The following is a 12513-nucleotide window of genomic DNA, read 5'->3' on the forward strand; positions in this document are numbered from 1 at the left end:
GGGTCATTCCCCCGTTTGTTGAGTTGCCGGGATGCCTGCTGCGGCGGCCGGCGAGCGTGCGTGAAGGCGGGCGGCCTCGTGTCGGCCCACGGAGATCCAGAAGGCCGCGACGAGCGCGACGATGGTCACGCCGAGCGCGAGGTAGCGCACCCAGCGCGGCGAGCGGCCGCCCGGATGGACGTGGGTTTCCTCGATTTCGCGCTGGCGGTTGATCGACAGCTCGTAGAACACGATCGTCGCGATCACGAAGATCAGCGACCAGCGCGTCTGCTGGCCGTCGGAGCCGACCATCGCCCACAGCGCGTAGACGGCGCCGATCAGGCCGACGATCGTGTAGAAGGTGAACTGGTGCGACGGCATCTTGCCGTAGCCGAGCACCTTGATCGCGATGCACGAGTAGATGTACGGCAAGAGCGTCATGATCACCGCGATCGACGCGATCTTGCCGAACTGCTCGCTCGCGCTCGGCGACATCGTCGCGAGCACCTGCACCGACATGATGACCGCGACGATCGCGAGGCCGGCCGACGGCACGTTCTTCGAGTTGACGCGGGCGAACACGCCGGCGAACAGGCCGTCGTCGGCCGCGGCCTTCGCGGTCTGGCCGACCAGCAGCGTCCAGCCCGCGAGCGAGCCGAGGCAGCCGAGCGCCGCGCAGATCGCGACCGCGTTCGCGGCGGTGTCGCCGAGCGCGAGGCGCGCGGCATCCGCGAACGGCGCGCTCGACGCGAGCAGCGCCTTGTTCGGGATCATCCCCATGATCACGGTCGAGCTGAGCACGTAGCACACGGCCGCGAGCACGACGCCGCCGACGGTCGCGATCGGCACGTTGCGCGACGGGTTCTCGACGACGCCGGCCGACACCGACGCGCTCTCGACGCCGATGAACGCCCACAGCGTGAAGTTCAGCGTCGCGCCGATCGCGCTGAAGCTGCTCGCGCCCGACACGTTCCAGCCGGCGAAGTACACGTCCTTGCTGAACCAGAACCAGCCGAACACGGCCATCCCGAGGATCGGCACGAGCGCGAAGATCGTCGTGACCGACTGCACGCGGCCGACCACGTTCGGCCCGAGGATGTTCGCGTAGGTGAACAGCCAGATCACGAAGATCTGCGCGAGCGCGAACACGAGCGGGTCGTGCAGGACCGGGAAGAAGTGCGTGAGATAGCCGAGGCCGGCGACCGCGAGGCCGACGTTGCCGAGCACGTTCGCGAGCCAGTAGATCAGGTTGGTCTGGTAGCCGATGTACGGGCCGAAGGCCTTGCGCGCATACGCATACGGGCCGCCGGCGGCCGGGTCGATCGCCGCGAGCTTCGCGAACACCAGCGCGAGCGACACGGCGCCGACCACGGTGATCAGCCAGCCGAAAATCGCGATGCCGCCGGTGGCGGCGAGGTTCGCGGGCAGCATGAATACGCCGGAGCCCATCATGTTGCCCGCGACCATCAGCGTGGCGGGGATGACGCCGATTTTCGGCGCGGCGGTCGCGGCTGGCGCGGCGGCGGAACGGGAGGAGGACGAGCTGGCATCGGACATGCGAGGCTCCTTGAATGGTCGTGATGCGGTTGAGGTGGCGCGGCCCGGCGCCGGTCGACGATTCCGGAGTGGATCGTCGTTTTATTGAACGACAGCATCTTATCGCCTAATGAAGTTTAATAAGGGTAAGCGAGGCCATTTAATATCTTGAGTATTGATGTCGATCATTGAAAAGGGTGAAACGCTTTGGCGCGGCTGAAGGTGGCTGCATCGGGGCGGGTGGCCTGCCTGGCCCGTCCGGCCGGTGGTTCCGGGGCGAAGGCGAGATGCGGGGCAGGTTGAACGGATAATCGATTTTTGCCGAACCGGTTAATTCAATTTACGGGCTGAGTGAGTCGGCAAACCCTGATTGAATCAGTCGGTTATTATCGAGCGCTCGAAATGCGCCCGCCCGCGCCATTGATTACTTCTACCGAACGGTGATTCCGATGACGATGCTGCCTTCCCGCCTGCCGCTGATCCAGGCTCCGATGGTCGGTTCCCTGAGCCCGCTGACGATTGCGGTCTGCGAGGCGGGCGGGCTCGGCTCGCTCGCATGCGCGGCGCTCGGCCCGCAGCAGTTGCGCGACGAGATCGCGGCGATCCACGCACGCACGCCGGCGCCGTTCAACGTCAACTTCTTCTGTCATGCGCCGCCCGCGCCCGATGCCGAGGTCGACGCGCGCTGGCGCGCGGCGCTGGCCGGCTACTACGCGGAAGCCGGGCTCGATCCGGCCGGCGTGAAGGGCGGCCCCGGTCGCGCGCCGTTCGATGACGCGATGTGCGCGGTCGTCGAGGAATTGCGCCCGGCTGTCGTGAGCTTCCATTTCGGTTTGCCGGACGAAGCGCTGCTCGAACGGGTGCGGCGCACGGGCGCGTTGATCGTGTCGTCCGCGACGACCGTCGAGGAAGCGCGCTGGCTCGACGCGCGCGGCGTCGATGCGATCGTCGCGCAGGGCGCCGAGGCGGGCGGGCATCGCGGGATGTTCCTGACCGACGACATCCACGCGCAGCCGGGCCTGTTCGCGCTGCTGCCGCAGATCGTCGACGCGGTGCGCGCGCCGGTGATCGCCGCCGGCGCGATCGCCGATGGCCGCGGCATCGCGGCCGCGTTCGCGCTCGGCGCACGCGCGGTGCAGATCGGCACCGGCTACCTGCTGACGCCGCAGGCCGGCCGCTCGGCGCAGCATCGCGCGGCGCTGCGGGCCGCACGCGACGACGGTACGCGCGTGACCAACCTCTACACGGGCCGCCCCGGACGCGGCCTGCTGACGCGCTTCATGCGCGAGCAGGGGCCGATGAGCGCGCTTGCGCCCGCGTTCCCGCTCGCGACGGCGGCGGTCGATCCGCTGCGCGGCGCGTTCGAGCGGCAGGGGCGCGACGATTTCTCGCTGCTGTGGTCGGGCGAGGCCGCGGCGCTCGCGCGGGAAGAGGATGCCGGGGCGCTGACCCGGCGGCTGTGGGACGACGCGATCGCGTGCGCGGCGGGGTTGCGCGACGCATTCCCGCAGGCCGTTTGAGCGGGGGCGCGACGCGCTGCGGGAAACGGGCTCGAACGGGCCCTGAATACGGTCACGGAAAGCGCCCCGGGGCGGGGCCATCGGCGTATCATCCGGTTTTTCGTCAGCCCTATCCAGGCACCCCACCATGACCTCCGTCGACACTACCCCCGTCCTCGACCATGACAAGCTCGTTACCTTCGTCGAGCGCAAGTGGAACGATGAAATCCTCCACGCACTGACCGACTACATCGCGATTCCCGCGAAGAGCCCCGCCTTCGACCCCGACTGGGCGAAGCGCGGCTATCTCGAACGGGTCGTCACCGATGCCGCGCAGTGGGCCGAACGCCAGCCGGTGAAAGGCCTGAAGCTCGAGATCGTGCGCTTGCCCGGCCGCACGCCGGTGATCTTCTTCGAAACCCCCGCAACCCGCTCGGGCAGCACCGACACGATCCTGCTGTACGGCCACCTCGACAAGCAGCCCGAATTCGACGGCTGGCGCGCGGACCTCGGCCCGTGGACGCCGAAGTTCGAGAACGGCAAGCTGTACGGCCGCGGCGGCGCGGACGACGGCTACGCGATCTACGCGAGCCTCGCCGCGCTCGGCGCGCTCGACGAGCAGGGCGTCGAACGCCCGCGCTGCGTCGGCCTGATCGAGACCTGCGAGGAGTCGGGCAGCTACGACCTGCTGCCGTACGTCGATGCGCTGCGCGACCGGCTCGGCCAGGTATCGCTCGTCGTGTGCCTCGATTCGGGCGCCGGCAACTACGACCAGATGTGGCTCACGACGTCGCTGCGCGGGCTGGTGTCCGGCGACCTGCAGGTCGAGGTGCTCGAGGAGGGTGTTCACTCGGGCGTGTTCGGCGGCATCGCGCCGTCGAGCTTCCGCGTGATGCGCCAGCTGTTCGAGCGCCTGGAAGACGCGAAGAACGGCAACCTGCTGCCGGGCGTGTTCCATTGCGAGATTCCCGACAGCCGCGTGCGCGAAGCCGACGCGGCCGCCGCGATCCTCGGCGACGCCGTGTGGAAGGGGCTGCCGTGGGCATGCGGCGCGGACGGCAAGCCGGTGCTGCCGACCACCACCGATCCGCGCGAGGCGCTGCTGAATTCGACGTGGCGTCCGTCGCTGTCGGTGACGGGCGCGGCCGGCCTGCCGGCGCTCGCCGACGCGGGCAACGTGCTGCGTCCGCGCACCGCGTTCAAGCTGTCGCTGCGCCTGCCGCCGCTGGTCGATGCCGCTCAGGCCGTGCAGCAGCTGAAGGCACTGCTCGAACTCGATCCGCCGTACAACGCGAAGGTCACGTTCAAGCCGGATGCGGGCGCCGCGACCGGCTGGAGCGCGCCGGATCTCGCGCCGTGGCTCGCGTCGTCGCTCGACGCCGCGTCGCGCCGCCACTTCGGCGCGGACTGCGCGTACATGGGCCTCGGCGGCACGATCCCGCTGATGAACGTGCTGCAGGCCGGCTTCCCGTCCGCGCAGTTCATGGTGTGCGGCGTGCTCGGGCCGAAGTCGAATGCGCACGGCCCGAACGAGTTCCTGCATGTGCCGTACGCGAAGAAGCTGACCGCGGCGGTGGCGGACGTGATCGCGTCCGCGCGCTGAGCGTTCGCGTTGTCTGTCCCGACCCGACCGGATCCAACCCGACCTGACGGAGCCTTGCCGATGACCGCGCTGCCGACCCCCGATACCGACCCGCTGCGCATGCGTGCCGAACCGCTGCACGCGTTCGTCGCGGCACTCTGGGAGCGGGCCGGCAGCAGCGAGCGCGAGGCGCGGCTCGTCGCCGATCACCTGGTCGGCGCGAATCTGGCCGGTCACGATTCGCACGGGATCGGGATGATCCCGAACTACGTCGCGTCGTGGCGGGAAGGGCAGTTGCAGTTGAACGGGCACGCGTCGATCGTCCGCGACGGCGGCGCGGTGCTCACCATCGACGGCGGGCGCGGCTTCGGCCAGGTGATCGCATTCGAGGCGCTGGTCGAAGGGATCGAGCGGGCACGGCGCATGGGTATCTGTGCGATCGGGCTGCGCGACGTCCATCACCTCGGCCGCATCGGGCACTGGGCCGAGCAGTGCGCGCGCTCGGGGCTCGTGTCGTTCCATTTCGTCAACGTACCGGGCGACTTGCTCGTCGCGCCGCTGCACGGCACCGATGCGCGCTTCGGCACGAATCCGTTCTGCGCCGCGTATCCGCGCGCGGGGCGGCCGCCGCTGCTGCTCGATTTCGCGACGAGCGCGATCGCTTACGGCAAGACGCGGGTCGCGTACAACCAGGGCAAGCGCGTGCCGGCCGGGTCGCTGATCGATCATCGCGGCCAGCCGACCGACGATCCGGCCGTCATGCACGAGCAGCCGTTCGGCGCGCTGCTGCCGTTCGGGCTGCACAAGGGGTATGCGCTGGCCGCGATGTGCGAGATCTTCGGCGGCGCGCTGGTCGGCGGGCATACGACCTACGGCGACACGCTGCAGAAGACGAGCGCGATCGTCAACGGCATGCTGTCGGTGCTGATCGATCCGGACGCGTTCGATGCGGCCGATGCGCAGCGCGAAGCCGATGCGTTCGTCGAATGGGCGAAGGCGTCGCCGCAGGCGGGCGATGCGCCGGTGCGGATGCCCGGCGAGCCGGAGGCGGCGAGCCGCGCCGCGCGCGGCGTGGACGGCATTCCGGTCGATCGTGCGACGTGGCGGCAGATCCGCGAGAGCGCGGCGGCCGTCGGCTTCGACGACGCGGAACTCGACGTGTGGACACAGCGCTGCACGGAGCCCGCATGAGCTGGCAATCGGAGAAGGCGCACGGCGAGGAGATCGCGTACCGGCTCGCGCCGCTCGGCAAGGTAGAGGTCGCACGGTTCTTCAGCGGCGCCGCGATGCGGCTCGACGGCGTGATGTTCGGCTTCATGTCGCGCGGGTCGCTGTTCCTGCGCGTCGACGACGTGAACCGTCCCGCGTTCGTGGCGGCGGGGATGGGGCCGTTCTCGTATGAGCGTCCCACGCGCACCGTTGCGCTCGAGGGTTATTACGAAACGCCGGCCGACGTGCTCGAGGATGCGGGCGCGCTGTTCGACTGGTGCCGCGGCGCGTATCGGGCGGCGTTGCTGGCGGGGGCGCCGAAGCGCAAGGCGAAGGCGAAGGCGGCGCCGAAGCCGCCTGCGGAGCCGAAGACGGCAGCTGCGTCGACGCCGGCTGCGAAAGCGTCTGTGAAACAATCCGCGAAAGCGGCGCCGAAACCTGTTTCGAAACCGGCCACGAAATCCGTGGCGAAGCGCAAGCAACCGTAGCGCCGGCCGTGTCGCCGGCCTCGCGAACGGCGCATCGAAAGCCGCGCGAATGATTCCCCACTCATCGTTCCAGACGGAGACAACCGATGCTCGTCCTGATTCTCGGTTTAGCGATCTTCCTCGGTGTGCATTCGATTCGGATCGTCGCGGACGGCTGGCGATCCGCGACCATCGAGCGGATCGGCGAGAAACGCTGGAAGGGCCCCTATGCGATCGCGTCGATCGTCGGCTTCGTGCTGATCATCTGGGGTTACGGGATCGCGCGCCAGGGCGGGACGCTGCTGTGGGTGTCGCCCGTCGGCGTTCGCCATCTCACCGGCATGCTGACCGCGATCGCGTTCGTGCTGATCGCCGCATCCTACGTGCCGCGCAACCGCATCAAGACGCTCGTCGGCCATCCGATGGTGGCCGGCGTGATGGTATGGGCGATCGCGCACCTGCTCGCGAACGGCACGCTGCACGCGGTCGTGCTGTTCGGCGCATTCTTCGTGTGGTCGCTGGTCGATTTCGTCGTGTGGCGTGCGCGCGATCGCCGCAACGGCGTCCGCTATCCGGCCGGCAGCCTGTCGGGCGATGCCGTGACGATCGTCGCCGGACTCGTCGTATGGGCCGTCTTCGCCTGGTTCCTGCACGGCCCGCTGATCGGCGTGCGGCCGTTCGGTTGAACGCGCGCGCCTGCAAGCATTGACGAGCGCGGCGCGCAAGCCGCCTGCCGCGCCCGCGAATCCGCCCGCGGCATCGAGGCGGGCGCATTGCCCCCCATCGCTCGACGCACCTGCCCATCGATGGCGAGTTCGTCGCGACCGGCGGCATGCGTGCCGTCGGCGCGATCGGCGCGCGTGCGTCAGATCGGCTTGACGAACAGCCCCACGGTCAGCGCGGCGCCGATGCAGACGATCGCGATCCGCAGCACGCGTTCGTTCACGCGGTGCAGCGCCCACGCGCCGAGCAGGCCGCCGACGATCGCGCCGCCGCCGAGCGCGATCGCCGCCTGCCAGTGCAGGTGCGGCGAGGTCAGGAACAGCACGACCGCCGACGCGTTCATCACGCCCGCGAGCGCGTTCTTGGTCGACATCGCGTGACGCGGCGACAGGCCGGCCATCGTCAGCGCGGCCATCATCAGGAAGCCGATGCCGCCGCCGAAGTAGCCGCCGTAGATCGCGATCAGGAACTGCGAGATCGCGGCCGTGACGGGGCCGACATGCTGCGTGCCGGCGCCGGTCTTGCGGAAGAAGCTGCCCCATGCGAACACGACCGTCGCGAACAGCACGAGCCACGGCACGAGGTGCGAGAAGATCGACGACGGGGTTTTCAGCAGCAGCAGGCCGCCGAGCGCGCCGCCGACCACGCTGATCGCGAACAGCGCGCGAAACGACAGCTTGCCCGCGCCGCGCACCATGTTCCGGCTGGCCCAGCCTGTCGTGACCTGGCCGGGAAACAGCGCGACCGTCGATGTGATGTTCGCCGCGAGCGGCGACATTCCCGACACGATCAGCGCGGGCAGCGTGACGAACGAGCCGCCGCCCGCGAGGGCGTTTTGCAGGCCGGCCCACAGGCCGGCGACGATGATGAGGGCGAGCATGGGTGCGGAAGCGGAGAAGTGGCGGGGCGCGCGGGTACGCGCGGCGGACGCCCGATGGTAATGCAGGATCGCGGCGGCGCAAAGCGGGCCGGCGCATAGCGTTGCGGGGGTGCGGGGGCGCGGGCGATCGACGTGGGGCGTTGCGTCGGGCACGACGCGCTCGCACCGTTGAGCCGTCACGCCGTCACGCACCCGACCGGTGTCGCGTCACGCGTTCGGCTGCGTGTCGGCTGTTTCCGCTGGCGCATGGCCTTCGACGTCCGGATAGACGATCGTGCCGTCGTCCCGGATCACCGCGCCGGCAGTAAGACGCGCGGGCTCCACGCGGTTCTTGCCCATGATGTGCAGCACCGTTTCGCCGCGCGCGATCAGGTAGTCGGACACGATGCGCCGATGACAGCGCCACCACACGGCTTCCGAGCACATGATCGCGCTGCGCTGCCGGTGCCCTTGCGCGATCAGCTGGTCGAGGCCCGCTCGAAACTCGGGCGACAGCGCGTAATCGGCGTAGCGATGGAAACTGCGGTTCGTCCAGAAGTCGTTGACGTCGTCGGGCACGCCGAGCGACTTGCCTCGCAGGCCGCCGAGTGCGGCGATGTGCTCGTAGGCGATGTCGGCCGCGGCCAGCACGCCGGGAAGCGTTGCTTCGTTGAACTGCGGATTCATGCGCGAACGCGTCATCTTCCGGATATCGGCGAGCAGCGCGATGTCGGACGCGTCGAGCATCTCGATGAACGCGTCGAGCGTGCGGTTCGAATGACCGATCGTGTAGAACGGGAGCGTCACGAATCGTCCTTGCCGGCAACGCGTTCGAGCACGTGCCCGCGGTGCGCGGCGATGTGGTCGGTGCGGTCGCTCCTGATCTCGTAGTGCGGATTGTCGGGCGATGCGTGTTCGCGATGACCCTTGTAGTCGAGATCCTGCGTGTGGATCGCGATGATCGTGCCGGTCACGTAACCGGCTTCGGAATTCCAGCGGACGTGGTCGCCCGGCTTGAATGGCGTCGTCATGCGGGGAGCCCCCTTGCATCGGTGCGGTGTCGTCGGTCGTTGCCGTACGCGTTATCGGCGCTGGCCGGGCATGGAAAAAGATACAGGCGGCGGGAGCGTGCCGGACTGCGGGCGCAAGCGTCGTGCCGGCGCCCTGCGAGCCTTCATTTTCCCAACGACGACGATCCCATCCTCCCACTTGCCTCCGTGAAATTGACGTGCTAATTTTTCATGAAATTAGCCGACTGAAATTTCACGGGAGCCCGCATGTTCGTGCAGTCCGACCGTCACGTCGCAAGCTACTACGCCGGCACCTACCCGGCGCCGATCCCGCGCCGTCCCGAACTGGACGAACGCATCGACGCCGACGTGCTGGTCGTCGGCGCGGGCTTCAGCGGGCTGCACACGGCGTTGCGCCTGGCGCTCGCGGGCAGGCGCGTCGTGGTGCTCGAAGCGAGCCGCGTCGCGTGGGCTGCATCGGGCCGCAACGGCGGACAGGCGCTGCTCGGCTGGTCGTGCGACATGCAGCCGCTCGAGGATTCGCTCGGCCGCGACGGCGCGCGCATGCTGTGGGACAGCATGCGCTGGGCCGCGGCCGAAGTGCGCGAACTGCCTGCGCGGCACGGCTTCGACATCGACTATCGGCCCGGCAGCCTGTGGGCCGCGGTGCGGCCGCGTCGCGTTGCGTTGCTCGCACAGGCCTGCGACGAAGCCGCGCAGCGCTGGGGCTACGACCGGCTGCGCGTGATCGGGCAGGACGAGATGCCCGAATGGATCGGCAGCGCGCGCTATCTCGCCGCGCTCTACGATCCCGAGGCCGGCCATCTGAATCCGCTGAAGCTCGCGCTCGGTCTCGCGCAAACGATCGAACGGGCCGGCGGCCGCATCTTCGAGCAAAGCCGCGTGCTCGACTGTCGCGAGACGGCCGGCGGTCACGTCGCACGCACCGCGCACGGCGAAGTGCGCGCGGACGTGCTGGTGCTCGCGTGCAACGCGTACGTCGACCGGCTCGATCCCGAGCTGTCGCGCCGGTTGCTGCCGGTCGGCACCTACCAGGTCGCGACCGCGCTGCTTTCGGCGGACGTCGCCCGCTCGCTGCTGCCGCAGAACAGCTGTGTGATCGACAACCAGTTCGTGCCCGACTACTTCCGCCTGAGCCCCGACAACCGCCTGCTGTTCGGCGGCGGCTGCACGTATCTCGGCGGGATTCCGGCCGACATCGCGGCCGCGACGCGCCCGCATCTCGAACGCGTGTTCCCGCAACTGGCCGGCGTGCCGCTCGACTTTGTGTGGGGCGGTCACATCGACATCAGCATGCGTCGCACGCCCGACATCGGCCGCCGCGGCCAGCGCTTCTGGCTGCAGGGCTTCTCGGGGCACGGCGTGCTGCCGACGCTCGCCGGCGCGCGCGCGGTCGCCGATGCCGTGCTCGGCGACGATCGCCTGCTCGCGCAGTACCAGCGCATCCGCAACCCGCGCTTTCCCGGCGGCGACCGCCTCGCCGCGCCGCTGGAAGCGATCGGCAAGGCCTGGTACCGTTTGCGCGATACCGTCTGACGTACCGGAACTCATCATGAACGAACAGGAAGAGATAGAAAGTCTGGCGATCCTGATCCGCGACCTGCGCAAGCATCGCAAGGTCACGCTCAACGATCTCGCGGAACGGATTGGCCGCTCGGTCGGCTTTCTGTCGCAGGTCGAACGCGGGCTGTCGCGCCCGACGGTCGCGGATCTCACCGCGATCGGCGAGGCGCTCGGCGTGCCGACGACGTATTTCTACAGCCTGAGCAAGCCGCGCAGCGTGCCGTGGGTCACGCGGCCCGACGAGCGGCGCACCGTGTATTACGCGGCCGGCATCACGGACATCCTCGTGTCGCCGAACATGCGCTCGCGCTTCTCGATCCTCGAGAGCCATCTCGCGCCCGGCGCGAGCAGCGGCGAGCGCTCCGTCGACGACAGCGACGAGCAGGGCGGCTTCGTGCTCGAAGGCGAGCTGACGATCTGGATCGACGGCGACGACACGCCCGTCACGCTCGGCCCGAACGACGCATTCCAGCTTCCCGCGCACAAGCGGTTTCGTTACGCGAACCTGGGCGACGCGCCGGCGCGCGTGATCTGGGTGTTCACCTGAGTTCGCCGGCGGGCGGTCCCACGGATCGTCGCGCCGTGCTGCTGGTTTGCAGTACTGATCGACATCGGGCATGTGGCGTGCCGCATGCCGATGAGTCCGGTTCGCCGCGCCGCGGCACCGTCATACAAGACATGGAAAGGATGAGACATGGCTGACGTCGTTCCCGTGCTGGTCGATGAAGTCCGCGCATTCCGGCAGGCGCATCCCGAGATCCGTTATGTCGACCTGATCTGTCTCGACCTGCCGGGCCATTTCTACGGCAAGCGTTATCCGATCGATGCGCTCGAGAAGGTCGCGTCGGGCTCGCTGCTGAAGCTGCCGCAGAACTGCGTGCTGCTCGGCACGCAGGGCGGCCTCTACAAGATCGGCGATTACTGCTTCAACGACGGCGACCCCGACGCGCCGCGTCGCCTGATTCCCGGCACGCTGAAGCCGGTGCGCTGGGAGCGGCAGCCGCTCGCGCAGATGCTGATCAGCTCCGACGGCACGGACGCGCCGATCGAGTTCGAGCCGCGCGAGGTGCTGGCGCGCGTGCTGCGGCGGTTCGCGGCGCGCGGCATCCGGCCGGTCGTCGCGTTCGAGCTCGAGTTCTACCTGTTCGCCGCGCAACTCGCGGACGGGCTGCCGCAGTATCCGCGCGACCGCTTGAGCGACGACCGCGACGACCAGCCGAACATGCACATCGAACGCCTGTCGCGGTTTTCCGATGTGCTGCACGAGATGGTCGAGGCCGCGCGCGAGCAGGGCGTCGACGCGACGGTGATCACGGCCGAGCTCGGGCCCGGCCAGTTCGAGATCAACTTCGGCCACACCGACGACGCACTGCGCGCGGCCGACTGGTCGGCGCTGTTCTGCCGCAGCACGCGCGGCGTCGCGCTGCAGCACGGCTATCGTGCGAGCTTCATGGGCAAGCCGTACCTGCATGCGCCGGGCAGCGGGATGCACGTGCACGTGAGCCTGTATGACGACGCGGGCCGCAACCTGCTCGCGGCGGACGCGCAGCGGCCGCTGCGGCATGCGGTGGCCGGCTGCCTCGCGCTGCTGCCGCACTGCATGCCGGTATTCGCGCCGAACCACAATGCGTTCCGCCGCTACGGCTCGATGGTGAACGCGGCGAGCCGTGCAAGCTGGGGCTTCGAGGATCGCGACGCGTGCATCCGGATTCCGGAATCGGATGCGCGCAATCTGCGCATCGAGCATCGGCTCGCGAGCGCGGACGCGAATCCGTACCTGGTGCTCGCGGCGATCCTGTCCGGGATGGAGCACGGGCTCGACGCACGGATCGAGCCGATCGCGCCGCTCAACGACGATCGCGGCAGCGGGATCGATTTCCCGAAGGAGATGCTGTCGGCCGTCGCGGCGATGCAGGATCACGCGGCCGTGCGCGACGGGCTCGGCAGTGAATTCGTGATGGTGTATTGCGAGAACAAGCGGCAGGAGGAGCTGGATTTTCGCAACGAGATCGGGGCGCGCGAGTATCGGTGGTTCCTGTGATGACATCACGCGTGACCCCGCCGC

12 protein-coding genes are annotated in these 12513 nt (G+C 69.0%); 8 read left to right on the top strand and 4 right to left on the bottom strand.

Features of this window, described 5'->3' with window-relative positions; all coding sequences use genetic code 11:
* Window positions 1-3: 3 nt before the first annotated feature.
* Window positions 4-1536, bottom strand: coding sequence for an arginine/agmatine antiporter (gene adiC, locus U4012_RS12305; protein ID WP_321798801.1), 1533 nt, complete (start codon window positions 1534-1536; stop codon window positions 4-6).
* Between the two features lie 428 nt (window positions 1537-1964).
* Between adiC and U4012_RS12310 the strand changes: the two genes are divergently transcribed.
* From U4012_RS12310 to U4012_RS12330, 5 genes are all read left to right on the top strand, one after another.
* Window positions 1965-3035 carry a nitronate monooxygenase gene (locus U4012_RS12310; RefSeq protein ID WP_321798803.1) on the top strand — a complete coding sequence of 357 codons (1071 nt, stop codon included), beginning with the start codon at window positions 1965-1967 and terminating at the stop codon, window positions 3033-3035.
* A 127-nt stretch (window positions 3036-3162) separates the two neighbouring features.
* Window positions 3163-4617, top strand: coding sequence for a M20 family metallopeptidase (locus U4012_RS12315; RefSeq protein ID WP_044847921.1), 1455 nt, complete (start codon window positions 3163-3165; stop codon window positions 4615-4617).
* Window positions 4618-4677: 60 nt separating this feature from the next.
* Window positions 4678-5787 (top strand): malate/lactate/ureidoglycolate dehydrogenase, encoded by a 1110-nt coding sequence (locus U4012_RS12320; protein ID WP_321798806.1) that lies wholly within the window; start codon window positions 4678-4680, stop codon window positions 5785-5787.
* Entirely contained in the window at window positions 5784-6293 is a 510-nt protein-coding gene (locus U4012_RS12325; RefSeq protein WP_321798808.1) for a TfoX/Sxy family protein, read from the top strand. The genes U4012_RS12320 and U4012_RS12325 overlap by 4 nt, the downstream gene beginning before the upstream one ends.
* A gap of 86 nt (window positions 6294-6379) precedes the next feature.
* The gene (locus U4012_RS12330; RefSeq protein ID WP_044847924.1) at window positions 6380-6958 is read left to right on the top strand and encodes an NnrU family protein; all 579 of its coding nucleotides are present in this window, start codon (window positions 6380-6382) and stop codon (window positions 6956-6958) included.
* A gap of 179 nt (window positions 6959-7137) precedes the next feature.
* On the opposite strand, the gene U4012_RS12335 is transcribed toward U4012_RS12330, so the two are convergent.
* From U4012_RS12335 to U4012_RS12345, 3 genes are all read right to left on the bottom strand, one after another.
* Complete coding sequence (locus U4012_RS12335) at window positions 7138-7875, bottom strand: sulfite exporter TauE/SafE family protein (RefSeq protein ID WP_124485404.1); 738 nt, start codon at window positions 7873-7875, stop codon at window positions 7138-7140.
* Between the two features lie 207 nt (window positions 7876-8082).
* The gene (locus U4012_RS12340; protein WP_321798812.1) at window positions 8083-8661 is read right to left on the bottom strand and encodes a DUF488 domain-containing protein; all 579 of its coding nucleotides are present in this window, start codon (window positions 8659-8661) and stop codon (window positions 8083-8085) included.
* Entirely contained in the window at window positions 8658-8885 is a 228-nt protein-coding gene (locus U4012_RS12345; protein ID WP_321798814.1) for a DUF2945 domain-containing protein, read from the bottom strand. Before U4012_RS12345 ends, U4012_RS12340 begins: the two co-directional genes overlap by 4 nt.
* Before the next feature lie 246 nt (window positions 8886-9131).
* Between U4012_RS12345 and U4012_RS12350 the strand changes: the two genes are divergently transcribed.
* The 3 genes from U4012_RS12350 to U4012_RS12360 all read left to right on the top strand — a co-directional run bounded on the left by U4012_RS12350 (window position 9132) and on the right by U4012_RS12360 (window position 12489).
* Window positions 9132-10421 (top strand): FAD-binding oxidoreductase, encoded by a 1290-nt coding sequence (locus U4012_RS12350; protein WP_321798816.1) that lies wholly within the window; start codon window positions 9132-9134, stop codon window positions 10419-10421.
* A 16-nt stretch (window positions 10422-10437) separates the two neighbouring features.
* A complete protein-coding gene (locus U4012_RS12355; protein ID WP_044847929.1) occupies window positions 10438-10995 on the top strand; it encodes a helix-turn-helix domain-containing protein in 558 nt (185 codons plus the stop codon).
* 147 nt (window positions 10996-11142) lie between these two features.
* Window positions 11143-12489 carry a glutamine synthetase family protein gene (locus tag U4012_RS12360; protein ID WP_044847930.1) on the top strand — a complete coding sequence of 449 codons (1347 nt, stop codon included), beginning with the start codon at window positions 11143-11145 and terminating at the stop codon, window positions 12487-12489.
* The last annotated feature ends 24 nt before the right edge of the window (window positions 12490-12513 follow it).

The sequence above is a fragment of the Burkholderia sp. BCC1988 genome (assembly GCF_905339895.1).
Classification (GTDB): Bacteria; Pseudomonadota; Gammaproteobacteria; order Burkholderiales; family Burkholderiaceae; genus Burkholderia.

What these genes read in the sequence shown, in the direction of transcription:
- adiC (WP_321798801.1), bottom strand. Translation starts at nt 1,536, where the DNA reads ATGTCCGATGCCAGCTCGTCCTCCTCCCGTTCCGCCGCCGCGCCAGCC.
- U4012_RS12350 (WP_321798816.1), top strand. Translation starts at nt 9,132, where the DNA reads ATGTTCGTGCAGTCCGACCGTCACGTCGCAAGCTACTACGCCGGCACC.
- U4012_RS12355 (WP_044847929.1), top strand. Translation starts at nt 10,438, where the DNA reads ATGAACGAACAGGAAGAGATAGAAAGTCTGGCGATCCTGATCCGCGAC.
- U4012_RS12330 (WP_044847924.1), top strand. Translation starts at nt 6,380, where the DNA reads ATGCTCGTCCTGATTCTCGGTTTAGCGATCTTCCTCGGTGTGCATTCG.
- U4012_RS12320 (WP_321798806.1), top strand. Translation starts at nt 4,678, where the DNA reads ATGACCGCGCTGCCGACCCCCGATACCGACCCGCTGCGCATGCGTGCC.
- U4012_RS12335 (WP_124485404.1), bottom strand. Translation starts at nt 7,875, where the DNA reads ATGCTCGCCCTCATCATCGTCGCCGGCCTGTGGGCCGGCCTGCAAAAC.
- U4012_RS12360 (WP_044847930.1), top strand. Translation starts at nt 11,143, where the DNA reads ATGGCTGACGTCGTTCCCGTGCTGGTCGATGAAGTCCGCGCATTCCGG.
- U4012_RS12345 (WP_321798814.1), bottom strand. Translation starts at nt 8,885, where the DNA reads ATGACGACGCCATTCAAGCCGGGCGACCACGTCCGCTGGAATTCCGAA.
- U4012_RS12315 (WP_044847921.1), top strand. Translation starts at nt 3,163, where the DNA reads ATGACCTCCGTCGACACTACCCCCGTCCTCGACCATGACAAGCTCGTT.
- U4012_RS12325 (WP_321798808.1), top strand. Translation starts at nt 5,784, where the DNA reads ATGAGCTGGCAATCGGAGAAGGCGCACGGCGAGGAGATCGCGTACCGG.
- U4012_RS12310 (WP_321798803.1), top strand. Translation starts at nt 1,965, where the DNA reads ATGACGATGCTGCCTTCCCGCCTGCCGCTGATCCAGGCTCCGATGGTC.